At 69.7% G+C, this 24786-nt stretch carries 22 protein-coding genes and 1 pseudogene; 11 read left to right on the top strand and 12 right to left on the bottom strand.

Annotation, left to right across the window (positions count from 1 at the left end):
* Positions 1–257: 257 nt before the first annotated feature.
* Positions 258–974: a hypothetical protein gene (locus ABTZ58_RS18090; protein ID WP_351357091.1), complete on the bottom strand. Its 717-nt coding sequence runs from the start codon at positions 972–974 to the stop codon at positions 258–260.
* A 126-nt stretch (positions 975–1100) separates the two neighbouring features.
* Here ABTZ58_RS18090 and ABTZ58_RS18085 point away from each other — a divergent pair, with 126 nt between their 5' ends.
* Positions 1101–2312 carry a pyridoxal phosphate-dependent aminotransferase gene (locus ABTZ58_RS18085; protein WP_094055039.1) on the top strand — a complete coding sequence of 404 codons (1212 nt, stop codon included), beginning with the start codon at positions 1101–1103 and terminating at the stop codon, positions 2310–2312.
* 111 nt (positions 2313–2423) lie between these two features.
* On the top strand, positions 2424–2840 hold the full coding sequence (locus ABTZ58_RS18080) for an SCO4983 family protein (RefSeq protein ID WP_351357087.1): 417 nt from the start codon (positions 2424–2426) through the stop codon (positions 2838–2840).
* 219 nt (positions 2841–3059) lie between these two features.
* Here ABTZ58_RS18080 and ABTZ58_RS18075 read toward each other — a convergent pair whose 3' ends face one another.
* The 3 genes from ABTZ58_RS18075 to ABTZ58_RS18065 are packed head-to-tail and all read right to left on the bottom strand — an operon-like array spanning position 3060 to position 5310.
* Positions 3060–4112, bottom strand: a complete 1053-nt coding sequence (locus tag ABTZ58_RS18075; protein WP_351357084.1) for a hypothetical protein — start codon at positions 4110–4112, stop codon at positions 3060–3062.
* Positions 4061–4708: a hypothetical protein gene (locus ABTZ58_RS18070; RefSeq protein WP_351357081.1), complete on the bottom strand. Its 648-nt coding sequence runs from the start codon at positions 4706–4708 to the stop codon at positions 4061–4063. Before ABTZ58_RS18070 ends, ABTZ58_RS18075 begins: the two co-directional genes overlap by 52 nt.
* The gene (locus ABTZ58_RS18065) at positions 4696–5310 is read right to left on the bottom strand and encodes a hypothetical protein (RefSeq protein WP_351357078.1); all 615 of its coding nucleotides are present in this window, start codon (positions 5308–5310) and stop codon (positions 4696–4698) included. The genes ABTZ58_RS18070 and ABTZ58_RS18065 overlap by 13 nt, the downstream gene beginning before the upstream one ends.
* A gap of 563 nt (positions 5311–5873) precedes the next feature.
* Between ABTZ58_RS18065 and ABTZ58_RS18060 the strand changes: the two genes are divergently transcribed.
* The gene (locus tag ABTZ58_RS18060; protein WP_351357075.1) at positions 5874–9161 is read left to right on the top strand and encodes an RHS repeat-associated core domain-containing protein; all 3288 of its coding nucleotides are present in this window, start codon (positions 5874–5876) and stop codon (positions 9159–9161) included.
* A gap of 439 nt (positions 9162–9600) precedes the next feature.
* Here ABTZ58_RS18060 and ABTZ58_RS40200 read toward each other — a convergent pair.
* Positions 9601–9792 (bottom strand): annotated as a pseudogene (locus tag ABTZ58_RS40200) (hypothetical protein); the annotation flags it as partial.
* A gap of 687 nt (positions 9793–10479) precedes the next feature.
* Between ABTZ58_RS40200 and ABTZ58_RS18055 the strand changes: the two are divergent.
* From ABTZ58_RS18055 to ABTZ58_RS18045, 3 genes are all read left to right on the top strand, one after another.
* A complete protein-coding gene (locus ABTZ58_RS18055) occupies positions 10480–10803 on the top strand; it encodes a hypothetical protein (RefSeq protein WP_351357072.1) in 324 nt (107 codons plus the stop codon).
* 331 nt (positions 10804–11134) lie between these two features.
* Positions 11135–11323: a hypothetical protein gene (locus ABTZ58_RS18050; protein ID WP_351357069.1), complete on the top strand. Its 189-nt coding sequence runs from the start codon at positions 11135–11137 to the stop codon at positions 11321–11323.
* Positions 11323–11508, top strand: coding sequence for a hypothetical protein (locus ABTZ58_RS18045; RefSeq protein ID WP_351357066.1), 186 nt, complete (start codon positions 11323–11325; stop codon positions 11506–11508). Before ABTZ58_RS18050 ends, ABTZ58_RS18045 begins: the two co-directional genes overlap by 1 nt.
* Before the next feature lie 132 nt (positions 11509–11640).
* Here the strand turns inward: ABTZ58_RS18045 and ABTZ58_RS18040 are convergent, their stop codons facing one another.
* Positions 11641–11958, bottom strand: a complete 318-nt coding sequence (locus ABTZ58_RS18040) for a DUF397 domain-containing protein (protein WP_351357063.1) — start codon at positions 11956–11958, stop codon at positions 11641–11643.
* Positions 11939–12793, bottom strand: a complete 855-nt coding sequence (locus ABTZ58_RS18035; protein ID WP_351357060.1) for a helix-turn-helix domain-containing protein — start codon at positions 12791–12793, stop codon at positions 11939–11941. Before ABTZ58_RS18035 ends, ABTZ58_RS18040 begins: the two co-directional genes overlap by 20 nt.
* Positions 12794–12951: 158 nt before the next feature.
* On the opposite strand from ABTZ58_RS18035, the gene ABTZ58_RS18030 reads away from it, so the two are divergent.
* Positions 12952–13161 carry a hypothetical protein gene (locus ABTZ58_RS18030; protein WP_351357057.1) on the top strand — a complete coding sequence of 70 codons (210 nt, stop codon included), beginning with the start codon at positions 12952–12954 and terminating at the stop codon, positions 13159–13161.
* The gene (locus ABTZ58_RS18025) at positions 13161–13598 is read left to right on the top strand and encodes an ATP-binding protein (protein WP_309095664.1); all 438 of its coding nucleotides are present in this window, start codon (positions 13161–13163) and stop codon (positions 13596–13598) included. The genes ABTZ58_RS18030 and ABTZ58_RS18025 overlap by 1 nt, the downstream gene beginning before the upstream one ends.
* 206 nt (positions 13599–13804) lie before the next feature.
* Here ABTZ58_RS18025 and ABTZ58_RS18020 read toward each other — a convergent pair whose 3' ends face one another.
* Positions 13805–15634, bottom strand: coding sequence for a phosphoenolpyruvate carboxykinase (GTP) (locus ABTZ58_RS18020; RefSeq protein ID WP_351357054.1), 1830 nt, complete (start codon positions 15632–15634; stop codon positions 13805–13807).
* A gap of 327 nt (positions 15635–15961) precedes the next feature.
* On the opposite strand from ABTZ58_RS18020, the gene trhA reads away from it, so the two are divergent.
* Genes trhA through ABTZ58_RS18005 form a run of 3 tightly spaced genes read left to right on the top strand, consistent with a single transcriptional unit; the run spans position 15962 to position 18112 of the window.
* On the top strand, positions 15962–16675 hold the full coding sequence (gene trhA, locus ABTZ58_RS18015; protein ID WP_351357051.1) for a PAQR family membrane homeostasis protein TrhA: 714 nt from the start codon (positions 15962–15964) through the stop codon (positions 16673–16675).
* Between the two features lie 48 nt (positions 16676–16723).
* Positions 16724–17347 (top strand): TetR/AcrR family transcriptional regulator, encoded by a 624-nt coding sequence (locus tag ABTZ58_RS18010; RefSeq protein WP_351357049.1) that lies wholly within the window; start codon positions 16724–16726, stop codon positions 17345–17347.
* A 33-nt stretch (positions 17348–17380) separates the two neighbouring features.
* Positions 17381–18112 carry a Mut7-C RNAse domain-containing protein gene (locus ABTZ58_RS18005; protein WP_351357046.1) on the top strand — a complete coding sequence of 244 codons (732 nt, stop codon included), beginning with the start codon at positions 17381–17383 and terminating at the stop codon, positions 18110–18112.
* Positions 18113–18188: 76 nt separating this feature from the next.
* Here ABTZ58_RS18005 and ABTZ58_RS18000 read toward each other — a convergent pair whose 3' ends face one another.
* Genes ABTZ58_RS18000 through ABTZ58_RS17985 form a run of 4 tightly spaced genes read right to left on the bottom strand, consistent with a single transcriptional unit; the run spans position 18189 to position 24710 of the window.
* The gene (locus ABTZ58_RS18000; RefSeq protein ID WP_351357043.1) at positions 18189–20594 is read right to left on the bottom strand and encodes a galactose oxidase family protein; all 2406 of its coding nucleotides are present in this window, start codon (positions 20592–20594) and stop codon (positions 18189–18191) included.
* The gene (locus ABTZ58_RS17995) at positions 20591–21784 is read right to left on the bottom strand and encodes a glycosyltransferase (RefSeq protein WP_351357040.1); all 1194 of its coding nucleotides are present in this window, start codon (positions 21782–21784) and stop codon (positions 20591–20593) included. The genes ABTZ58_RS18000 and ABTZ58_RS17995 overlap by 4 nt, the downstream gene beginning before the upstream one ends.
* Positions 21781–23430 (bottom strand): ArnT family glycosyltransferase, encoded by a 1650-nt coding sequence (locus tag ABTZ58_RS17990; RefSeq protein WP_351357037.1) that lies wholly within the window; start codon positions 23428–23430, stop codon positions 21781–21783. Before ABTZ58_RS17990 ends, ABTZ58_RS17995 begins: the two co-directional genes overlap by 4 nt.
* Positions 23427–24710, bottom strand: a complete 1284-nt coding sequence (locus ABTZ58_RS17985; protein WP_351357034.1) for a glycosyltransferase — start codon at positions 24708–24710, stop codon at positions 23427–23429. The genes ABTZ58_RS17990 and ABTZ58_RS17985 overlap by 4 nt, the downstream gene beginning before the upstream one ends.
* Between the last annotated feature and the right edge of the window lie 76 nt (positions 24711–24786).

Raw genomic sequence — 24786 nt, 5'->3', positions numbered from 1 at the left:
CGCACGATTGTCATGTGCATTGTGATCGCCACGAGGGGTCTCGCACAAGAACCCGTTCCACAACCGGAACCTCGACCTCCGGCATGACCTGCTCAACAGGCCGGGACGGCCGGTCATTTGGGGTGATCCGCACCCCTCCGGACCCCCCGGCCGGCGGACCGCACCGCCGCACGCGGGCGGGCGCGCTGCCCGGACACCGGGACCGGACGCCCGCCGGAACGGCCCGAGGGCCGAGGTGAACGACCCCGGCCCACCCCCTACTTGGGCCCCTTCGTGCCGCCCGGCCCCCGGCCGGGCTTGCCGTCCACGCGCCCCGGGGGCGTCGTGGTGGCCGGGGCGGACGTCGCGGGGGTGGCTGCCGTGGGGCTTTCCGCGGGCGGCTCGGGCGTGTCCGTGCCGTCGGCCGACGGAGTGGTGCTCGCCGGAGCCGTCGGGTCGGCGGAGGCGCCGTCGGAATCCCCACCGCCGCCCACGGGCCCGCCGTCCACCGACCCGCCGCCCACCGGCGCGCCCGGGGTGGACGCGCGGACACCGCCCGAAGGCTGCGCCGCCGGGCTCTCGGTCTCGCCCGCCGTCGGAGCCGGACGTCCGCCCTTGCCGCCCCTCGTCCCATCGTCGGCCACGCCGGAGGACGCACCCGAGAAGGAGAACGCGGCGATCAGCGCGACCACGGACGCGGTACCCGCGACCCCGGCCGCGACCACCACCCGGCGCTTCCCCCACGGCCGGGCCTTGCGCCGGGAGCGGCGCCCCGGGCCGGAACCGGCCCGCGCCGGCACCGCCGGAAGCTCGCGCGTGTCACCCCCGCCGCCGGTGTCCGCGGTGGCGCAGGCGTCCTGCCATCCGTGGGCCGCGGCCGGGTCGGCGTACGCGTCGTACTCCGGGGGCGGAGCGCCCTGCGGCACGTAGACGTTCGGCACCCCCTGGGGCCCGCCGCCCGTCGCTCCGTCGGCGTACTCGAATGGCTTGAACATGGCGGCGCATTCTAGGGACCAGAGGTGCTGGTGGGACAGCCGACGGCGATATGCGCCCAAACCGCCGCGTCTCACGTGGCGGAAAACACGACCCGTCACGCGTTACCGGGCCGTAAGCTCCCAGACATGCAGGTGATCCAGTCGACCAAGCTCGCCAACGTCTGTTACGAGATCCGGGGCCCGGTGCTCGAGGAGGCGATGCGGCTGGAAGCGGCCGGTCACCGGATCCTCAAGCTGAACACCGGCAACCCGGCGGCGTTCGGCTTCGAGTGCCCGCCCGAGATCCTGGAGGACATCCTCCGCAACGTCTCCTCGGCGCACGGCTACGGGGACGCCAAGGGACTGCTGGCCGCCCGCCGCGCGGTCGTCATGCACAACCAGACCCTCGGCATCGAGACGGACGTCGAGCACGTCTTCATCGGCAACGGCGTCTCCGAGCTGATCGTGATGGCGATGCAGGGCCTGCTCGACGACGGCGACGAGGTCCTGGTCCCGGCCCCCGACTACCCGCTGTGGACGGCCGCCGTCTCCCTCTCCGGCGGCACGGCCGTCCACTACCGCTGCGACGAGCAGTCCGACTGGATGCCGGACCTGGCCGACGTCGAGCGCAAGGTCACCGACCGCACCAAGGCGATCGTGATCATCAACCCGAACAACCCCACGGGCGCCGTCTACGACGAGGCGATGATCAAGGGCCTGACCGACATCGCCCGCCGCCACAACCTGCTGGTCTGCTCCGACGAGATCTACGACAAGATCCTTTACGACGACGCCGTGCACACCCCGACCGCCAAGGTCGCCCCCGACCTGCTCACCCTCACCTTCAACGGCATGTCGAAGGCGTACCGGGTGGCCGGCTACCGGGTGGGCTGGATGTCCATCTCGGGCCCGCGCGCCCACGCCGACTCCTACATCGAGGGCCTGACGATCCTGGCGAACATGCGCCTGTGCGCGAACATGCCGGGACAGCACGGGGTCGTCGCCGCGCTCAGCGGTCGTCAGACGATCAACGACCTGGTCCTGCCGGGCGGGCGGCTGCGCGAACAGCGGGACGTGGCGTACGAGCTGCTGACCCAGATCCCGGGCGTGACGTGCGTGAAGCCGAAGGGGGCGCTGTACCTCTTCCCGCGCCTCGACCCCAAGGTCTTCAAGATCAAGGACGACCGGCGGATGGTCCTGGACCTGCTCCGGCGGGAGAAGATCATGGTGGTCCAGGGCACCGGCTTCAACTGGCCGGAGCCGGACCACTTCCGGGTGGTGACCCTTCCGACGGTCGGGGACCTGCGGGACGCGGTGGGCCGGATCGGGCACTTCCTGGACGGCTACGGCCAGCATTGACCAGCAGGCCCGTTCACGTTGTGTGTGCGAACGGTCCGATCTTGTGAACAACTCAACTTTAGACGAAATCTAAGCTAGGATGGTTTCCTGTTAGCACTCAGGAGGCCCTCCATGTACGAACCGATCCGCACCAAGTCGGTCCACAGCACGCCGGACGGCCCCAACCCGGACTTCCCCCACCGTTCCCGCGAAGAAGAGCTGGACATCCAGCTCGCGGGCCATCTCGCCGCCCTGCTCGCCGTCACGGACGAGCTGCGCGCGCTGGAGGGCTCGGCCGACCTGGACACGGCGGCGGAGCGGCTGGCGGAGCAGGTGGGCCGGCTGAGGGGCGGATCCGCCCCGGCCCGGGTGACCGGCACGCGGCGCGAGCGGAGCGCCGCCGCCCTGCACCGGCGGGCACACGCCCTGGCCGGCCGGGCGCTGGTCGTCGCGGCCTCCCGCGCCGACACGGCGGCCGCGATCCTGGCCGCCGAGCGGATGGACGCGCACACGGCGGCCCTGGAGCCGCGCGAACTCGCGTCCCGCTGAGCCCACTCCCGGGCTCCCCTTGACGGCCCCGGTCCGCGTGCACCCGCAGCGACGCGCGGACCGGGCGCCATGAACCCCTCCGTGAGGGCCACCGGGTACCCACGCCCGGTGGCCCTCACGCCTGTAGCGAGGCACCCCATCAGCCGCCTCCAGCCGTCGGCCCGCCGGGGCCGCGTACAGCTGGGACCACGCGCGCGGGGATGACAGGACCGGTCGGGATCAGCCGGAGCGCTGCGCACCGAGGGCGGTGACGACGTGGCGGAACACCACACGTCCGCGGCCGTTCGCCTCCTCGTCACCCGTCACCTCAGCCGTCGCCTCTGCCCGCACCAGGACACCCGTCTCCGGGTCGACGGTGAAACCGCACGTCAGGCTGTCGTCCGAAGCCCAAGCACTGAACGGAAAGGTGCGCAGCGGACGGACACCCGCCCGGACGGAGGTCGCCGAGACGGCCGTGACGTGCGCCAGGTGGGACACGATCCTGGCCGGCGCGAGCAGTTCGGCCAGCCGGGCCGCCGACGGGCTCGTCGCGTCCGGCGCGTAGTCCCCGGTCACCGTCAGCTCCCGCCCGCCGGCCGAAACCGTCCAGGACCGGGCCGAGGGCCCGCCCGTGAAGGCCAGATCCTCGTGCGGGTCGACCTCGACGGCGATGTCGGCCGTCAGCCGGACGGGCTCGACCAGCGTCCGGGCCATCCGCGCCACCACCCACCCCGCTTCGGCCGACGACCGCGCGTCGTGGACGTTCAGCTCAGGGACACGGGCCGTGGCCAGCGAGCCACGGTCGTCGTGCAGGGTGGCGGACGACAGGAAACCGGTGCCCGGATCGAGCCGCACGACCAGGCCCCGGGCACCGGGCGGCAACCAGGCGTCGGCGGGGTCGGCGAACAACGGGTGCGGAACCAGGGAGAGTTCGACGTACCCCTCACCACGCTCGGCCCGCGTCACCGCCCCGATCCCCCGGATCAACCGGGCAGGGTCGAACAGGACGGCCCACGGCTCGTCGGAGTCCTCCTCCCGGAGCAGGGCGGGCGAGACCCCGTCCAGCCGGAAGGTCCGTGTTTCCCCGGGCCGCCGGGAGGCAGGCCCGCCGGTCGTCCCGGCACCGAACCGCCCTCCGAGCTCCGGCTCGAACTCCCGCTCCTCGCAGGCGATCTCGACCACCGCGTCCACCCGCGCGTCCTCGGCGACCGTCGCGGCGAGCCGGGACAACGCCCAGGCGGTCAGCGGGTCGTGCTCCGCGGGCGGGTCGCCCAGCCAGTGGGTAGTTGCCATGATGCCCAGGTCTCCTCGGCGCCGGGACGATCCGGTGCCCACTGCACGTACAGTACGCGGTACGGGTGGTCGGCAGGCGGCGCGCCCACGGTCTCGATCGTGTACGAGCGGTCCTCGTTCTCCGTGATCCGGCAGCCCGGTTCGGTGATGCCCGCCCCGCAGGCCAGGATCTTCTGCCGCCGCGTGTCCTCGTCCGGGATACCGGCCTCGTCGATGCGGCTGTGCAGCATGAACGAGACGTACGACGGGGCCGAAGCGGCCGTGACCGTGACCTTGAGGGCCGAGGCCGAGGCCCTTTCAGCACCGTCGGCGGGACGCTCCCAGGCGAGGCGTCGCGGTGGTGTCTTGCGGCGGCCGTCCCCCCACTGACCTGCCACCAACGGCAGGCCGGTGCCGTCCTGCTGCCGGGCGGCCGGAGCCGGTGGGGCGGCGGGTGCGGCGGGAGCGGACGGCGCCCCCGTCACCGGATCCGCCGTCCGCCCCGCACCGTGCCTCGTCGAGGACCCGGTCGACGCCCCCGCGCACGACACGAGGAGCAGGACGGCGGCACTCCCCGCCACCGTCCCGCCCAGCACCCGGCGTGTCAGCCGGTGCACTTGATCTCTTTGTCGTTCTGGTTGTAGACGTGCGCCGAGCCCCTGCCCTGCGGGCCGGAGACGTAGAAGCGGGCCTGGCCCTTGTAGCGGTACCAGGTGTCCTTCTTGCACCCCTTGGGCGCCACCACGCGCAGGCTCTTGGTGTTCTTCTTGCCGCCCTTGCCGGTGGTCAGGTGCTCCCAGCCGTACCAGCGGGAGCGGGACAGGGAGCCCTCGGTGTTGAGGTTCGGGGCGACCTGGCCGCACTTGGTGTCGAAGTGCACGTTGATGGTGCCCTTGGTGGTGTGCGAGTTGTGCGGGTAGTCCACGGACGCCTTGCACAGGTAGGGCAGTCGCTTGGCGGCGGCCCGGAAGCCCGCGGCCCCCGAGGCCTCCGCGGGGTCGTCCGCCCCCAGCTCGGCCTCGCCGAGCACGGCGTCTCCCGTGGGGAGCTGCTGGTCCGGCTCGGTGATCTCGACGACCTCGGTCGTGTCCGTCCCCACGGCGTCCGCCGGGATCCCGTCGGCGGCGACGGCCGGCCCGCCCGCGGTGAAGGCGACGGACGCGGTGAGCGTGGCGACGGCTATGGACGTGGTGATGCGCAGGCCTGGGCGCATGGTCATGGCCACAAGTTCCCCCTGTGTGGTCAGAAGCATGGTGATGCCGAAGACGAGCGCCGTGTTTCAGGTCGGCGGCGCCCGTCGGCAGTCACTCTGACCTTCCAAGATCAGCTAGCCAAGTCCTTAACGGCGCCAAAGAAACGATCTCGCCAAGCCGGGAGGCATGGGGCGAACCGCGCCCCCGGACGCACCCTGCCCCAAACACGCCGAGCCACACGGCAGTTACCGCGAGACACAGGAGCGCGAGAGACAGCTCGGACACACGTACGAACGTGGCTCGTAACCGACCATGGATCACATCTCCGGGGAAGCTCGCCGGGTTTCGGTCAACGCGCTCGCCGCAAGTGAGGATAGAACCGAGCATTCCGCCCCCGTCGCGCGGCAGTTGCGGCGGTATGAGACCGACAGGACGAGAGAAGCGGCGGGGCTCATTCCAGCCCGCATGCAACGGACGTTCGGGGGCACACCGCGCCGATTTGTGCGCTTTTTGTGACAGCTTGTGTGGCCCAGGTGACCGTATGAGTCACCTGCTCTGACTGTCTGTCTGACTTCCGTGGGGGAAGCTGATGCATTCACGTGCGCAGAGCACGTCCCTGTGGCGTGCCCGAAGAACACACAGAACCGCTCTCCTGTCCGCGCTCACGGCCGCCGCCGTGGTGCTCTCGGCGGCACCGGGCCTGGCCGCGCCGCCCAAACCGGAGTTACCCGAGCCGGAGAGCCCCTGGACGAGACCGACGAAGGTGGAGGCTCCGGCGACTCCGGCCGGATCCGTCAAGGCACCGGAGTCCCAGGCGGAGGCCGAGCCGTCGGCGGAGGTCGCCGCGTGGCGGGCGGCGCAGCGGGCCCGTACCGCGGGCGGCAAGGCCGGTGCCGAGCGGACGGGGGCCGCGGCCGAGGCCACCCCGTTCGTTCCGGAGGGCCAGGGCGAGGTGCCCTGGCACCGGATCACCGACACGCGCCTCAGCGACGCGCTCGTGGCACGGGTGAACCTCTCCAACGGCAACCTGATGCTCGCCGCGACGGACTTCGACATCGCCGGCGTGGGCCAGAAGCTCCAGCTGACGCGGACGTACAACTCCCTTGAGGCACCCTGGGGGAAGGTGTCGCAGCGCTGGTGGCAGGCGTACGAGCGCTACCTCCAGTTCGGCGACGGGGAAGTCATCGTCTACGACTCCACCGGCGACGCCCTCCGCTTCAAGCAGACGTCCACCGGCGGCTACACCACGCCGACGGGCTACTCCAAGGACCTGAAGAAGAACGCGGACGGCACCTACACCCTGACCGACCGCAAGTCGGGTACGAAGGACACCTACGACGAGCACGGCACGCTGACCAAGGTCACGGACAGGAACGACGGCACGATCACCGTCGCCCAGCACGACGAGGGCGGCGAGCACAAGGGCTTCAAGCTGACCGAGACCCGCTCGGGCCGCTGGATCGACCTGGTCAAGACCTTCCCGAACCAGTGGCAGGCCAAGGACCACACCGGCCGCACGGCCGTGTTCGACCTGGACCCGGCGGGCAACCTGGCCAAGGTCACCGACACCGACGGCAAGGCCACGGCCTACGCGTACGACTCCTCACGCCGCCTGACCAAGGTGACCACCCCCGAGGGCACCGTCACGCTGTTCACCTACGACGCACACAACCGCATCAGGTCGATGCAGCGGGCCACCGAGGTGACGAGCACCGGCCACACCGGGCCGACCTGGCGCTACGACTACACGGCCGCCACCCCCTCCGACGCGGGCACCACCACGGTCACCGACCCCGACGGCGACGCCACCACGTACCTGCACAACGCGGACGGCGAGGTCACCAAGGTCACCGACTTCCTGGACCACTCCCGCCACGCCAAGTACACGGGCCACCTGCTGCAGAACGCCACCGACGCGATGGGCACGGGCGCGGACGGCACCGGCGGCAACACCACCACCTACGGCTGGGACGGCCGCAACAACGCCCTCTCCCAGAAGCTCCCGCTCGGCGCCACGGCGTCGGTGACGGCGTACCAGACCGTCGCCGGCACCGACCTGCCCAACGACTTCACCACGGCGGACGGCCGCAAGGACACCTTCAAGTACGACACCAACGGCAACACGATGTCGGTCACCACCTCCGGCACGGCCGGCGGCACCCGCGAGTACACCTACAACAAGGACACCCCGACCTGCGGCGGCTTCGAGGGCCAGCGCTGCACCGCCAAGGACGCGAACGGCAAGGTCACCTCCTTCGAGTACGACACCATGGGCAACCTCAAGAAGGTCACCCCGCCCGCCCCGCTCGGCGAGACGACCTACACCTACGACGCGCTCGGCCGGGTGGAGACCGTCACCGACGGACGCGGCATCAAGACCGTCTACGTCTACGACAACCGCGACCGCGTGACGAAGGTGTCCTCCACCAACGCCACGGTCACCTACTCCTACGACGGCGACGGCAACGTCAAGTCCCGTACGGACGCCTCCGGCACCACGGGCTGGACCTACGACAAGCTCAACCGCGAAAGCGTCCGCACCCTGCAGAACGGCGCCCAGACGGCGCTGGCCTACACCCCGGGCGGCGAGGTCGACCACTACACCGACCCCACCGGCAAGACCGACTACACCTGGGACAAGGCCGGCCGTCTGGACTACCTGACCGCCCCGGACGGCAAGAAGACCGACTTCGACTACGACGACAACGACAAGCGCACCAAGACCGTCTACCCCGGCGGCACGACGCAGTCGGTGACCATCGACGACAACGGCCGCCCCGAGGCCGTCAAGACCACCTCGGGCACGACCACCCTGATCGACCTGACCTACGACTACAAGAACACCGCGGGCAAGGACACCACCAAGATCCGCACCCGCACCGACAACCTCACCAAGTACAAGACCGCCTACGACTACGACTCCCAGGACCGCCTGCGCTACGCCCTGGAAGCCGACTCCGCCGGAGCCCGCAAGGCGTCGTGGCTGTACTGCTGGGACAAGGCCGGCAACCTCACCAGCCAGGACGGCAGCAAGAACGCCTGCCCCGGCGGCACCACCTACACCTACGACGACGCCAGCGAACTGACCGGCAAGAACGGCTCCACCACCGGCTGGTCCTACGACAAGCTCGGCAACGAGACGGCGGCCGCGAGCACCACCGCCCGCACGAACGAGACCTGGACGGACTACAGCCAGCTCTCCGCCATCACCACGGCCGGTAGGAGCTACGACCTGGTCCACGCGGGCACGGACAACTCCGAGCGCACGAAGCTGGGTTCGACCTGGTTCCACCACACCGCACTGGGCCTGGCCTCCACGACGACGAACGGCGTGGACACCGGATTCATCCGCGAACCGGCGGGCACCTTGAACTCCATGACGACTGGGGGGAAGTCCTACTACTACCTCACCGACGCCACGGGCAACGTCCTCGGCCTCACCGACGACACGGGCAAGCGCACGCACACCTACGCCTACGGCCCCACAGGCCTGCCTCGCGGCACCACCACAGAGGCAGCCCCCCAGCCCCACCGCTACGCGGGCACGTATCTAGACCCCACGGGCCTGTACAAGATGGGCCACCGCTACTACGACCCGTCCCTCGGCCGCTTCACCCAACCGGACCCGTCGGGGCAGGAGACGAACCCGTACCTCTACGCCGGTGGCGACTTCATCAACTTCACCGATCCGGCCGGGCTTGGATTCTTGGACGCTGTCAAAAGGGTCGGCAAGAAGTCCATGGCGACCGCCGTCGGTGGAGGCGTAACCGGCTGCATCGCGGCCTTGGCCACCGGTTGTGTCGCGGGCGCAACAGTCGGAGGTTTCGCCGGTGCTGTAGGCGGAGCTGTGCAAGGGACCTACGAGGAGCTGCAATGACGCGCAGCCGTGAGGAGTGAAGCAGTGCTGGACAGCAAGGCCCAGACCAGGCTGGTAGTCGGCCTCATTCTCCTGATCCTTACAGGACCCTTCGTACTGTCTCGGGTGGACTGGGGCGCGGCAGGGATGCTCTGGCTCGTCGTATGGGGAGGCCTTGTCGGGCTGCTTGCCTACCCCGTCGCGGCGCTGTGGCATCGCCGCGCCGCCAGCCGACGAGGGCCGACCAGCTGACACCAGCAAGAGTGAGCGGCGGCAGCAGGATCGGGCGGATGCTCCGGTACGCGTTGCCACGGCTGGTAGCGGCCGGTAACGGCTTTGCCCGTTCCGCTCCCCCCGGAATCTGAAAGAGGCCTGGTGGGTCGGGAGTTGATCCGGACCCACCAGGCGCCCGTTAACTCGAAGGGGCGTTGGGATACCAGACTCTTAAAGATCGGGCCGTTCATGGAGGGAACGGGTGCTGCCCTCGCGGAAGCGCCAGGTAGTTGCGAGGATGACGCTCGTAACGAGGGCTCAAGCGCCGGTAGCCGGGCAGCCAGGACACCGTCCGCTCGATGACCCAGCGGCGGCGGCCCAGTCGTTCGCTGGATTCGATGCCTGTGCGGGCGATCCGTACTCCTACGCGTGTGCCACGTACCCATTCCCGCGGCTGGTTCTTATTCATATCGTTTCTGGCAACGCTGGTCATCTCGCATGTCGCGGGATCTCTACGGTTTCCTATCCTTCCCCTTTTGGGGAGTGACCGGCAGTTCGTAGTTTTGCGGCGATCACAAGGAGTCGTAAGTGGAATACTCGCCAGAATTGGCAGCCGGCAGTAAATACTCACCTATCGAAAACGGGCAGGATGTGCTCATATTCCTCATCACCTTCGCCGTCATCATCATTGCGTTGTACGTTCTCGTGAAGGTTCGACGATCGGGGAAGGACTAGGCATGATCGGTAAGGTAGCCAACACCGTGGATACACGCCATTGACCAAGAAATCAATCCTCACCATTCTCGTTTGGACCGGGATCATACTGGGAGTCACCAGAATCGTCCTGACCATCATCGATTGACTTTGAGTTCGCCAAGAGCTGTCCCGCAATGCTCGGTCGGGTACACGCGAGGCGGAGGGGCTGCTGCCAGCGGAGGCGAAGGACGAGGGCGAGCGGACCCGATCTTCGCCGCTGTCAGCGGCATGGTGTCAGTCGCCGCTCTTGTTCAAGGCTTTCTGACTAACGGATCCGGGAAAGTAACACTCCTTACGCTGGGCGCTCTGGGGATCGTCGGCATCGGAATGCTCACGTATGCCATGCAGGGCCGAACGGGATGGAGACGGAATGGTTAGGATCCTTGTCACCGCCTTGATCATCGGAGGAGTTCTCGGTGTCATCACCGTACTGATCAAGAGCCGTCGTAAATCGTTAGAGGGGTACTTCTCACTGGCCGACGCTTACTTGTTCTGCGCTTCGGGAAAGTGGCCGGCCTTCCTGCCGGTGTCATCTGGGAAAGCCCTCGCGGGGCATGCACGGCAAGCTTCGCTCGAGGGAAGGTTCACATCACAGCTCCTGATGGCGGGTTTGCGAAGGGAAAATATGCTGGTGTCGCCGCTACGCATGGATGACGCCCGCGCCTTCGTTGGTCGCGTGAACGGTCAGATGTGAATCACAACAGTGAGACCGTCTGAACCACGTGGAGCGTGCCTCGTGCGGAACTGGTCCCCTGGTCGCCCCCTGAGATGGCTCATGGTGGGTTACGCAGCAGTGATGACCACCCTCCTTCTCCTGGCCTTCGCCTTGGGCGAGGAAAAAACGGCCATGCTCTGCCTGGTGGGGGCGGCTCCTGGCATAGCGGCCTGCGTCTACGTTGCTCGTGGGCGCCGGAGGAGTCGCTCCTGACCGCCGGATTCGTCGGCGAACCGGCGGGCACGTTGAACTCCGAGACGACTGGGGGAAAGGCCCGTTACTCCGCTATGCCGGAAGGGGACGTTGCACCATGAGCGACAGAATCAGGATGAGCATCTTCCTGTCCGTGGTCGCGGTCGTCACCGTGCTCGCCCTGCTGCAAGGCCTCGCGACGGAGGGAACACAGAGGGTCCTCCTCCTCACCCTGGCAGCTCTGGGCGTGGCGTCGCTCCTCATGTGGACGATCGGGGTCCGCCGCAAGGCCAGGAGAAACAGCTGATGCCCATCAGCCAGGCCAAGAAGCTGACGTTGTTCGTGGTGATCGGCGCCGCATTCGGACTGTTCTGCATCGTCCTGGGCGCCAGCGAACAGAACCCTGTACTCATGGGTGCCGGAGCACTTGTCCTTCTCGGCGGGCTGGCGTTGACCCTTATGGCCATGGCCCGCCGGAGAACGAGGAGGTGAGCGCACTGTCCCGCACTGCCGCATTCGCCGTTGCTGCCCTGTGCGCTGCCGCGTGCGTCCTGTGCCTGCTGACGCCAGGATCGGACAGCGGCCCTTTCCCCCTCGTTGCGGTCCTCTCCGGTTCGATGGCCGTCATCTGCCTGGTGCAGGGCCTCCGCACACGCCGGTGACGGGCGACTTGAGGGACGTGACGAAGGACGTCCAGGCCGGGGCCGTGATGGTGAGGACCGGGCCGTGGGGAGCCTTGGAGTCCCGGACGGGGACGACGGCGGTGTGGGCGTCGCACACCTCGACGCAGTTGCCGCCGGTCCCGTTGCTGTAGGTGCTCTTGCGCCAGTGGGCGGCGCCGGGGAAGGCCTCGGCTACCTCGACGCAGTTGCCGCCGTCGCCGTTGCTGTAGGTGCTCTTGCGCCAGACCGCTGCGCTCAAGTCACGTGCGCTGTTTACCATTTCGGTCATCCTCAGCCGCTTGCTCGATCAGGGCCAGGGACGCCTCAGGGGGCAGTGCGGCGGCCCTGAGCCGATCGTATGCCTTGCGGTATTGCTTCGCGAGGGCCGGATCGTCGATGGTGTCCCCGCTGTACTGAGCCTCCGTGTAGACCAGGGGCGGGGCATCCGGGAAGGTCATGACCATGGCCGAGCCCAGCATCAGCGGATGCGCCCCGCAGTTCCACGGAAGGATCTGGGGAACGATCCGGCGGCGCCGCGCGAGTTCCACAACGCGCTCCCATTGTTCGGCGCTCCGCTCCGGCGGCAGGATCGGCTGACGCAGCAGCGACTCGGGCAGGATGACCCAGTACTCCGGGGTCTTGTGGTCGTCCTCGAACAGCCGGGCCCGCGCCAGCCTGGCAGTCACCTTCTCCTCCACCTCCTCGTCCGGAGCCAGAGGGTGGGCAGAGCGAGTGACCGCCCGCGCATACGCCTCCGTCTGCAACAACCCCGGCACCAGCGTCGGGCACCACTCCTCGATGGTCTCAGCGTGCTGCTCCGCCTGCAGCACCCGCTCGAAGTAGCTCGCGTGTCCCCGCCGCTTCGCCCGTCGCACGTCCTCGCACCGCCGGCGGAAAAAGCCGTCCGTGCCGAGCACCCGGTCCACGTGCTCGGCGAGTTCCGCCGGCATCCGGCGCGTGCCCCGCTCGATCTCGCTGAGATGGCTCGGGCCGTAGAAGCTGCCCTCGACGAGTTGCTGGAGGGTCAGGCCCGCCTCCTCCCGCTTCCAGCGCAACTCACTGCCGTAGAAGGTCGGGACGCCCGTCGAACCGTCGATGTCCTTGCGCTGACCCATCGTTCACCGTCCTTGGTGTGCCGTTACCGCGCGCTACCCCACCCGGCACCGGGTCCGCGCGGATCAGGCGCGGGATGCCGAGGGGCTGTCACGGTACGGCGGTCGGCGGCAGAGTGTGAGGAGTTCGTCACTCAGCGCACTGGAAGGTGGGAACCCCCATGCACAGCCCTGCCGAAGCGGAAGCCGATGCCTGCGTCGAGGACCTGCGTGTCGCGCTCGCCGCGCACGGCATCACCCTGCCGTCCCTCGGAGTCGACCTTCCGTCCTTCGCCTCCCGCTGCCCCACCCGGCCGCTGATCGCGCTCGGCCACTGCAATGTCCTCACCGCCAAGGCCCTGGCCGCCGCCCTGCGCAAGGGTGCGGCGTGATGCGGCCGGTGGTGACGCTCGAACTGCTCGCGACCCCCGCCGAGGTGTCCGCCGTGCGGCGGGCCCTGCGACCGCTCGGCATCGACGTGCAGCTCTGCGCGAGCGAGCTGGTCACGAACGTCATCCGGCATGTCGGGGAGGGTGCGCCCGTGACGGTACGGGTGTGGGAGGAGGAGGGCGGACGCGTCCGGGTCGGGGTGACCGATCCCGATCCCCGGGCCCTGCCCGTCCTGGTCGCGGCGGCCGGGGCCGAGGCGGAATCCGGCCGCGGGCTGGCGCTGCTCGACGCGCTGGCCCTGCGGTGGGGCGTGGAGCAGGAGGCCGGCCGCAAGACGGTGTGGTGCGAGCTGCTCGTCCCCGTTCCGGAAACACCCGAGCGCCCCGGACGACGCAGGGCGTCGGCCGGGGCGCTCGGTCCTTCATCGGCACGTTCGTGAGCCCGCGGAGCGGGCCGCGCCGAAGCGGGCGGGAGTGGGCCTGTCGCCGCCGGGTTCCGTCGGGGCGGACGGAGGGCGGTGACGGGCCCGGTGACCCCGCACGCCGTTGTGCGGGCCCCGCCAGCCGGTCCCGCGGCCGGCCGTGACGATGTTGCTGGTCAGGGCACTGTCGGTTCCAGCCGGCCGCGGAGTTCAGGAGGTGGGGTTCAGCCCAGGCGCTCCACCAGGGCGCGGTACTCGTCCCACAGCTCCTTCGGCGTGTGGTCGCCGAAGGTGTTGAGGTGCTCGGGGACCAGGGCGGCCTCCTCGCGCCAGACCTCCTTGTCGACCGTGAGCAGGAACTCCAGGTCGGACTCGGCCAGGTCCAGGCCGTTCGTGTCGAGGGCCTCCTTGGTCGGCAGGACGCCGATGGGGGTCTCGACGCCCTCGGCCTTGCCCTCCAGGCGCTCCACGATCCACTTCAGGACGCGGGAGTTCTCGCCGAAGCCGGGCCAGACGAACTTGCCCTCGTCGTCCTTGCGGAACCAGTTGACGTAGTAGATCTTCGGCAGCTTGGACTGGTCCTTGTCCTTGGCCACGTCGATCCAGTGGGCCATGTAGTCGCCCATGTTGTAGCCGCAGAACGGCAGCATCGCGAAGGGGTCGCGGCGCAGCTCGCCGACCTTGCCCTCGGCGGCGGCGGTCTTCTCGGAGGCGACGTTGGCGCCGAGGAAGACGCCGTGGTTCCAGTCGAAGGACTCCGTCACCAGGGGGACGGCGGTGGCGCGGCGGCCGCCGAAGAGGATCGCCGAGATCGGCACGCCCTTGGGGTCCTCCCACTCCGGCGCGATGATCGGGCACTGCGAGGCCGGGACGGTGAAGCGGGCGTTGGGGTGGGCGGCGGGCGTGTCGGACTCGGGAGTCCAGGAGTTGCCCTTCCAGTCCGTGAGGTGGGCCGGGGGCTCCTCGGTCATGCCCTCCCACCAGACGTCGTTGTCGTCGGTGAGGGCGACGTTGGTGAAGACGGCGTTGCCCCACAGCGTCTTCATCGCGTTGGCGTTGGTGTGCTCGCCGGTGCCGGGGGCGACGCCGAAGAAGCCGGCCTCGGGGTTGATGGCGTACAGGCGGCCGTCCTCGCCGAAGCGCATCCAGGCGATGTCGTCGCCGATGGTCTCGACCGTCCAGCCGGGGATGGTCGGCTCCAGCATGGCGAGGTTGGTCTTGCCGCAGGCGCTCGGGAAGGCCGCGGCGACGTACTTGGCCTCGCCGCGCGGCGGGGTCAGCTTCAGCACGAGCATGTGCTCGGCGAGCCAGCCCTCGTCCCGGGCCATGACGGAGGCGATGCGCAGGGCGTAGCACTTCTTGCCGAGCAGGGCGTTGCCGCCGTAGCCGGAGCCGTAGGACCAGATCTCGCGGTCCTCGGGGAAGTGGGAGATGTACTTGGTCTGGTTGCAGGGCCAGGGGACGTCCTCCTGGCCGGGCTCCAGCGGGGCGCCCAGGGTGTGCACGGCCTTGACGAAGAAGCCGTCGGAGCCGAGCTCGTCGAGGACGGCCTGGCCCATGCGGGTCATGGTGCGCATGGAGACGGCGACGTAGGCGGAGTCGGTGATCTCGACGCCGAGCGCGGACAGCGGCGAGCCGAGCGGGCCCATGCAGAAGGGCACGACGTACATGGTCCGGCCGCGCATCGAGCCGCGGAACAGGCCGCCCTGGCCCCCGGAGCCCTGGAAGATCTCCCGCATCTCGGCGGGGGCCTTCCAGTGGTTGGTCGGGCCCGCGTCCTCCTCCTTCTCGGAGCAGATGAACGTCCGGTCCTCGACGCGCGCGACGTCGGTGGGGTCGGAGGCGGCGTAGTAGGAGTGGGGGCGCTTGATCGGGTCGAGTTTCCGGAAGGTGCCCTTCTGGACGAGCTCCTCGCACAGTCGCTCGTACTCGGCCTCGGACCCGTCACACCAGACCACGTTGTCCGGCTGCGTCAGTTCAGCGATCTCGTCGACCCACGAGATCAGCCCCTGATGACTGGTGGGGACGGTGGGAGCCGCGATGTCGCGCGCCACGATTGCTCCTAAATGAGGGATTTTTTGATGTGGAGGCCCCGTGGGGGCTGCGACCCGGATGCTTCACGGTGTGACTTGGGCGCTCATCCGGTGCCGACCGCACTCATTTGATCATCCGACGGAAGCGCCCATCTGTCCAGAGGGGCGCACAGGTGAGCAACGTGAGGATCGCCACGGTTTCTCGCGGGCGCTTTGCGTGCACGTTGCGTTCACCTGACCCTCCGTTTGCGTCACCATGGTTCGGCCTGAGTGAGAGGATGGCCACTCTTCGTCGCCCGAGCAGGGCGACTGATACGTCACTTACGGTTGCGTAGCTACCATCGAGTCATGACTGCGTTCGTCCCCGACGCGCCCTCGGACTCGCCGGCCGGCGGCGGCGGTCCGCAGGCGCTTTCCCTGCCGCACCCCGTGAAGCCCAAGCTCCGCGGGTGGCTGCACCTGGGCATGTTCCCGGCCGCCCTCGTCGCGGGTCTGGTGCTGACCGCCCTCGCGGACACGACCAGAGGACGCATCGCCTGTGGCGTCTTCGCGCTGACGGCCTGCCTGCTGTTCGGCGTGAGCGCGCTCTACCACCGGGGCGACTGGAGCCCCCGCATGGACGGCGTGCTGCGCCGCCTGGACCACGCCAACATCTTCCTGATCATCGCGGGCACCTACACGCCGCTGGCCATGCTGCTCCTGCCCGGCGCCAAGGGCGAGTGGCTGCTGTGGGGCATCTGGGCCGCCGCTGCGGCCGGCATCCTCTTCCGCGTCTTCTGGGTCGGCGCCCCGCGCTGGCTGTACACGCCGTGCTACATCGCGATGGGCTGGGCGGCCGTCTTCTACCTGCCGGACTTCATGCGGGCCGGCGGCGTGGCCGTCCTCGTCCTGATCGTCATCGGCGGCGTGCTCTACAGCGTGGGCGGTGTCATCTACGGACTCAAGCGGCCGAACCCCTCACCGCGCTGGTTCGGCTTCCACGAGGTGTTCCACTCCTTCACCCTGGCGGCCTTCATCGCGCACTACGTGGGCATCTCCCTGGTGGCGTACCAGCACGGATAGGGGCCGGCGAAGTGACAGCGGCTCGCGTCTGAGAGTTACTGTCACTTCATGGTCACTGTCACCACCCCCGCCGAACACCCCCGGCCGGGACTCCGGGAACGCAAGAAGATCAAGACCCGCCGGGCGATCCGCACCGCGACCTACGCCCTGATCGCGGAGCAGGGCTACGACGCCACCACGGTCGAGCGGATCGCCGAGCGCGCCGAGGTGTCGCCGTCGACGGTCTTCAGGTACTTCCCGACCAAGGAGGACATCGTCGTCACCGACGACTGGGGCCCGGTGGTGACGGAGGAACTGCGGTCGCGGCCGCCGGGCGAGTCGTGGTCCGACACCCTCCGGCACGTGGTGCACACGGCCCTCGACCTGAGCCTGGCCGAGGAGCCCGAGGTGACGCGGCTGCGGACCCGGCTCGGGGTGGAGATCCCGGCCGTGCGCGCCCGGATGATGGAGAGCATGGCCACGACCGGCCGGCTGCTGCGCGAGGCCCTCGCCGAGCGCTCCGGCCTCGACCCCGACGGCCTGGAGCTGCGGGTTTTCGCCATGTCCGTCATGGGCGGCCTGATGGAGGCCTCCCACTACTGGGCCGAGACCGGCCACCGCGACGACGTCCGGGTCCTCGTCGACCGCGCCCTGGACGTCCTGGAGCATGGTCTGCCCGCCGGGAAACCCTGAGGCAGGGACCGCTCACCGTGGCATCCTGACCGGGTGAACGGTCCCGAGATCCACGTCGAGTTCGCCCCCGAGCTGCACGTCTTCGTCCCCCGGGCCCGGCGGGACGGCGCCGTGCGGGCCGCCACCGACGGCGTCTCCAGCCTCGGCCACGTCATCGAGTCGCTGGGCGTGCCGCTGACCGAGGTGGGCGCGCTGGTCGTGGACGGCCGGGAGGTACCGGGCTCGCACGTCCCGGTGGCCGGGGAGGCGGTGACCGTACGGACCGTCGCCCGCCCGCAGCGGGTGCCCGGGGCCCCGCTCCGCTTCCTCCTCGACGTCCACCTCGGCACGCTGGCCCGCCGGCTGCGCCTGCTGGGCGTGGACACGGCCTACGAGTCGACCGACATCGGCGACCCGGCCCTCGCGGCGCGGTCGGCGGCCGAGCAGCGGGTCATGCTGAGCCGCGACCGGGGGCTGCTGCGGCGCCGGGAGCTGTGGGCGGGCGCGTTCGTCTACAGCACCCGCCCCGAGGAGCAGCTGCGGGACGTGCTGGACCGGTTCCGGCCCGAGCTGCGGCCCTGGACGCGCTGCACCGCCTGCAACGGGCCGCTGCGCGAGGCGACCAAGGACGAGGTGGCCGATCAGCTGAAGCACGGCACGCATGCCACGTACGACGTGTTCGCGCAGTGCGGGGCATGCGGGCGGGCGTACTGGAGGGGCGCGCATCACGAGCAGCTGGAGGCCATCGTGCGGGAGGCCGTCGCGCTGTGCTCCGAGCGCCGTTGAGGGTGTGCGCGGTGGGGAACCGCGGGACCGTCGTGGCCGGTCGCGTAGTTCCCCGCGCCCCTGAAGGGGCACCTTCCTAGCGCCTGGTCGCGTCTCCCTTGCCGCAGGCGATCCCGTCCCTGTTCCTGTCCAGGCCCAGGGGGTCGTCCTTGCCGTTGACCTTGAGGCGGCCGTAGTCGTTGGTCTTGAGCCACTCGCAGCGGGCCGCCGTCGTCATCTTCGCCTCCGCCGGGAAGCGCGTCGGCACGCAGACGTTGATCGAGCCGTAGTGGCGGTCGCAGCCGGAGATCGTCGGGCTGACCTTCTGCGCCGTGCGCTTCTTGCCGGGCCCGGCGACCTTGCCCGCGGGCGCGTCCGCGAAGTCGTGGACATGGGCCGAGGCGTCCGTCGCCCTCAGGGCCTGCGGGCCCTGGAGGTGCACCCACTTCGCCACGGACGGCACGCCGTTGGCGTCGACCGCGAAGAGCATGTACCAGCCGGGCGGCGCCAGGTTGGGGTTGCTCGTCACGTTCAGGTCGACGTTGTCGCCGTCGACCGACAGCGGCAGGTCCACGAACCGCTGGTTCGGGTCGGAGGAGTGCGTGACGGCGGCCGGGCGGATCAGCTCGGCCTTGGCGATGGGCCGGTCGACGGTGATCCGCTGGGTGTCGCCGTAGGTCCACTCGGTGTCGATCACGGAGGTGATCGTCGGACGCTCGCCCTTGAACAGGTAGGGCGGGCTGTAGACCGACACGTCGTGGTTCCAGGAGCCGTTGCCCGGGTTGTCGCCGGTGGTCATCACACGGCCGTCGGGCAGCAGGAACGCCGAGGAGTGGTAGCCGCGCGCCTCGGGGTCGACGGCCACCGGGTCGAAGGTCTCCGACTCCGGGTCGAAGATCGACGTCTCGTAGACCGGGTTGGCGCGGTTGTGCAGGGCGCCGCCCGTCTCCAGCACCTTGCCGTCGGGCAGGAGCACGGCGGAGACGTACATCTTGCCCTGGTTCCCGGTCTGCGGGACGGGCCCGTTGCCGAGGTCGACCGTGCCCTGCGGGATCGGCGGCCCGGCCACGTACGACGGGTTGGGCTGCTTGAGGTCGATGATGTCGGTCAGGCGGTTCGCCTCCGGATTGGAGTCGATGTTGCCGCCGCCGAGGGTGAGGACCTTCTGGTCCTGCGCCGGGGGCAGCAGCACGCTGGCCGACTGGTCGCGCTCGTCCTTGTTCCGCAGCCCGGGCACCTGGGTGATCGTGTTGGCGCCGTAGTCGTAGATCGCCGAGCCGGTGCCGGGAATGTTGTTGCCGAAGACGTGGCTGCCCGAGTAGAAGAGGCGACCGTCCTGCATGAGGATCATCGACGGGTACAGGCCCCAGTACGACCAGGTCTGGTTGACCTTCCACAGCGGCTGCCACTGCTGCTCGGCCTCGGAGAACAGCTCGGCGGCGACCGAGCCGGTGGAGTCCTCGCGCAGACCGCCGAAGGAGATGACGTCACCGTTGCCGAGGATCGTCGCCGACGGGTACCAGTGGCCGTCGTTCATGTCGTTGGTCTTGGTGTAGGTCTCGGTCTCCGGGTCGAAGATGTACGAGTCCTTGTAGCCCTGGTAGCCGACCCGGCCGTCCGCCGTCGGGTAGCCCTTGTTGCCGGACATGACCAGCACGCGGCCGTCCTGGAGCTGGACGTGCCCGGCGCAGAACATGTCCTTCGGCGTGGGGATGACCTTGTAGGAGCCGTTCGCCGGGTCGTAGACGGCGGAGGTGAAGGTGCCGGCCTCGAACATCGACTCGTCGTTGCCGGAGCCCGCGATCAGCAGCACCTTGCCGCCCGGCAGGACCACCGAGTGCATCGAGCGCACCGGGTTCTGCGTGGGCAGCACGTCCCACCTGCCGTTCGCGCACTGCTCCGCCGTGCCGGTGCACTCCGGCGGCAGGTCCGGGTCGGGGACCTGGTCCATCGTGTAGTCGTCGGTGGTGGCGGAGCCGGTGCCGTAGACCGAGACGCCCCAGGAGATGCGGTCGGTACCGGCGGGGACCTCGGGGGTGCGGACCGTCGCCTCGGTCCAACTGCTTGCCAGATCCAGGGTCTTGAGGTCGGTCCAGTACTGCCAGCCGGCCGTGGTGTCGTGCCGGAACAGGGTGATCGCCGCGTCGGGCGTGGTCGTCTTGTACCAGAGGCCGAGGTCGTACTGCTTGCCCGGCGTCACCACCGGCGCGCACGCGGCGGACTCGGTGATCAGCGCCTTGCGGTCGCCCTCGACGCGGCGGGTCAGCTCCACCTTCATCGCCTTGGCGCCGGAGTGCGCGTCGGCGGTGGTGGTGAAGGTGAAGTCGTTGTCGCCCCAGCCGGACTTCTCCCAGCAGTAGGGCATGTCGCCGGCTCCGGCGGTCTCGAAGCCGGGGTTCTTGATGAGGTTGGCGGCGGAGGCGGGCTGGGGCGCGGTCAGCAGCAAGCCCGAGGCGAGGCCCGCCACGGACAGCAGCGCGGTCGTTCTGCGACGAAGGTTCACACGGCTCTCCTTGCGGTGCGGCCACCGGGCGCGGACTCCTCACGGGCCCGGCGCGGCAGGTAGACCAGCGCTTCGGTCGCCACGAAGCGCAGGAGGAACGTCGTCACCAGCGCGAGCGCGGTGGCGGACAGCACGCCCTGGTGCAGCTGGTGCACGAACAGGGCGATCAGCGGGATGCGCAGCACCAGATCGGCGTTGGCGAGCAGCGCGAACCGCCCCGCCCGGTCCCACCAGCGCCGGTGCCGGCGCCGCTCGCGGAACAGCAGGTGCTCGATGAGCACGAAGTTCCAGGCGACGCCGAGCTGGTTGGCGAGGATCTCCGCCGGCACGTAGTGCATGCCGGTGGCGGTCAGCGCCCACAGGCCGAGCAGGTTCGGCAGGAAGCCGGTCAGCCCGATCAGGCCGAAGCCGACCATCCGCGCGACCGGCGAGGCGGCCCGCAGCCCGGCCAGGTGGCGCAGGAAGCGCAGGCCCTCCTGCGCGGTGGACTTGGACTCCCCCGCGAACCGGTCCTGGAAGACGAACGGCACCTCGGTGACCGTGCGCGGGCGGCTGCGGACGGCCAGTTCGAGGAGGATCTTGTAGCCGAGCGGCTGAAGGACCTCGGCGGTGACCGCGCTGCGGCGGATCGCGAAGAAACCGCTCATCGGGTCGCTGATGCCGTGCAGCCGGCGCGGGAAGAGCGCCTTGGTCAGCCAGGTCGCCCCGCGCGAGACGGCCACCCGGTAGCTGCCCGCGAGCCCGGCCCGGCTGCCGCCCTTGATGTACCGGGAGGCGACGACCAGCCCGGCGCCCGCGCGTTCGCCGGTGGCTACCAGGTCGGGCACGAGGGACGGCGGGTGCTGGCAGTCGCCGTCCATGACGACGATCCAGTCGGAGGTGGCCGCCTTCAGCCCTTCGACGACCGCGCCCCCGAGGCCGCCCACCGGCTCCTCGCGGTGCAGCACGGTCACCGGGAACGGGCAGTCCTGCGCCGCCTCCTCGATGACGCGGGGCGTGTCGTCGGTGGAGTCGTCCACGAAGACGACCTCGCAGGGCAGCCGGGCCGGCACGGCATCGGTGATCCGGCGCAGCAACTGCCGTACGTTCGCCGACTCGTTGAACGTCGGGACGACGATGGTGACGGCGCCCGGTTCGGGGATCTCGGCGGTGTCGACCACCTCGCCGGGGACGGTGTACTCCTGGCTCATCGCGCGCCTCCGGCGGTGGTCTGGATCTGGCGGATCTCGATGCGGTCCTCGCCGGTGCCGAAGGTGGCGACCGGTTCCGAGTGCTCCATGGCGGCCTTGACGTTGGGCAGGTCGGCCGCGTCCCGCCGCACGGTCGGCGAGGCGACGACGTAGTCCAGGTCCTTCCAGCCGCGCGGCATCGTCTTCGTCACCGCCGGGTCCAGGTCGGCCTTGTAGAACCAGATGACGCCGAGTCCGGGCCGGTAACCCTGGTGCACCAGATCGAGCCAGAGGGCGTCGTCGACCAGCACGCGGGTGCGCTCCGGGTTCTCGACCTCGGTGGCCAGCCACCTGGAGGCGGCCTCGTAGGGGGCGTTGGCGTCGGTGGTGACGGCCGTACGGGCGCCGTCGTACCAGTGCGGGACGACGTAGGCGCCGGCGGCCAGGGCGAGGACCCCGGCGAGCGCGTACCGGCCCACGCCGACGTACCGGTTCTCCGCCTCGGAGCGCCAGCGGCGCAGCACCGCGTGGGCGACGGAGGCGGTTCCTCCGGCGAGGACCAGCGCGAGGAACGGCAGGGCCTGGATGACGTACATCGCGGGCAGGTAGCCGTTCGGGCGCAGCGCCAGCGCGGCGAGGATCGCGACGGCCAGGGCCGGTCCGGCCAGGGCCCGGGCGGTGACCGACCAGCGCCAGGTGACCAGCAGCAGCAGGGCGCCCGCGAGGCCGCCGAGGGGCAGGATCTTGTCGTAGTAGAGCCACGACTGGAGCACGCCCCAGGAGCCGGAGCCCTGGTCCAGGATGAAGCCCGAACCGGGCCGGGTCATCTGGTACGTGACGCCGTCCCAGAGGGAGACGTGCCCGGCGCCCGGCAGCAGCTCGCCCTTGAGCAGGGCGAACAGCGGATAGGAGAAGCCGATCAGGGCGCAGGCCGTCACCGCTCCGGTGAGGGCGAACTTGCGGGTGTCCCGGTGGCTGTGGCGCCACATGGTGAGGAACAGGGCGGGCAGGACGACGAGCATCGTCTCCTTGGTGAGGACGGCCGTGGCGGCCGCTATCCCCGCGCCGAAGTGGTGCCAGAGGTGGCGGCTCGGGGAGGCGGCCAGCGTGAAGGCCAGCAGCGTCCACATCACCGCGAGGTTGTCGAGGAAGATCTCCCGCTGGAGGACGACCGACAGCGGCGACAGGCCGAAGCAGACCATGCCGAGGGCCGCGGCCCAGCGGGGCAGGGCGAGCCGCCGGCCCAGCACGTAGACCAGGACCGCGCTGATGCCGCTGATCACCAGCATCGCGGCGCGCATGGTGCCCACCGTCATCGACTCGGGGCTGATCAGCGCGGGGATCCAGGTCAGCACGGCGATCTGGATCCAGCCGAGCGGCGGGTGGTCGTACCAGTAGGTGTAGTGGGCCAGGCCGTTGCCCTGCTGGACCGACCAGGCCTGGGCGAGGTAGGTGCCCTCGTCGTCGCTGAGGGCCGGGTAGTCGGCGATGTTCCAGCCCTGCACGACGAGGATCGCCAGGAGCAGGACACCGCACAGGAGCAGGTCGGGACGCGAGGATTGCAGCCGGCGCGGCGGCTGCGGACGCCGGTGCGTGCCGGTGCCGGGCACGGGTGTGCGCTGCGCGGGGACCTTCGAAGTGGTCACCGCGGGAAGGGTGGAGGTCACGCGGGAACGTCCTCTCGGGTCACGTCCTGCCGGGACACGGCGCTCTCGTCGAGGTGCGCGCCGACGTGGGTCGTCAGCTCCCAGTCGTTGCGGCCGCGTTGCTCGCGCCAGACGGCGCGCACGGCCGCCCCGGCGAGCAGCACCTGGTAGAAGGGGCCGCCCACGATCAGCTTCAGGTAGTGCACGAACCGCACGCGCAGCCCGTACTGCTTGCCGAAGTCGTGCAGTCCGACGACCTCGAAGACGAAGGTGACCAGGGCGGTGACGGCCGGCAGGAAGGTGATGAAGGCGATGCCGACGGGCACGTCGAGGAACAGCGCGATCGCCACGTTGAGCGGGATGATCAGGCCGGTGAAGGCCTGCATGAACGGCGTCATCAGGGTGTAGCGGGCGAGCAGCCGCTGCCCGAGGGTGGGCAGTTGCTTCCAGTCCTTCTTCCGGTAGACCTGGAGGAAGCCCTGGTTCCAGCGGGTGCGCTGCTTCAGCAGGGACATCAGCGAGCCCGGGGTCTCCTCCCGGGTCACCATGTCGGAGTCGTAGGCGACGACGACCTTCTTGCCGACGCTGGACAGGCGCACGCCCAGGTCGCAGTCCTCGGCGAGGCAGTTCGGGTCCCAGCCACCGGCCTCCCTCAGGACGCCGGTGCGGACGAAGACCGTGTTGCCGCCAAGCGGAATGAAACCTTTCTGCGCGTGCAGGTGGAGCCGCGAGCGGAACCAGAAGAAGTACTCCAGGCAGTTGCGCAGGCTGTACCAGCTGGAGTGGAAGTTGATCAGCTGCACCCCGCCCTGGACGACGTCGGCGCCGGTGGTGCGGAAGGCGTGGTCGACGTGCGCGAGCAGCTCGGGGTGGACCTGGTCCTCCGCGTCGAACACGCCGACCACGTCACCGCGGCAGTGCGGCAGGGCCGTGTTCATGGCCTTCGGCTTGTTCTTCTTCGCGTGCGTGTCGACGACGACGCGGACCCGGGGATCACGTGCCGCGGCGTGCTCCGCCACGGCGGTGGTCTCCGGGTCGTCGTGCCCGACGATCACGATGATCTCGTAGTCGGTGTGGCTCGACTCCAGCAGGCGCTGGATCGTGTGGTCCAGCACCGCCTGTTCGTGCCGGGCGGGCAGCAGCAGCGAGAAGGAGACGTGCTCGTCCCCGTCCGGACTGCTGAACCGCGTCGAGGCGAGCACTTCCGGCGTACGCCAGGCGTGCATCTGCCACCACAGCGTGAACGCCGCCATCCAGAACAGCGCCAGTGAAACGGCAGCGATGAAGACAGACGTCAGCAAACAGATCCCCCCAGATCCTCAAGCCCCCGTGTCGTGACGGTGTGCCGGTGCGGCCCCTCCCGTCACGTCACTGTGC

Source organism: Streptomyces sp. NPDC094143, assembly GCF_040303825.1.
GTDB lineage: Bacteria > Actinomycetota > Actinomycetes > Streptomycetales > Streptomycetaceae > Streptomyces.
Note: the sequence above shows the minus strand (reverse complement) of the source record. Positions and strands in the feature narration are given on the sequence as shown.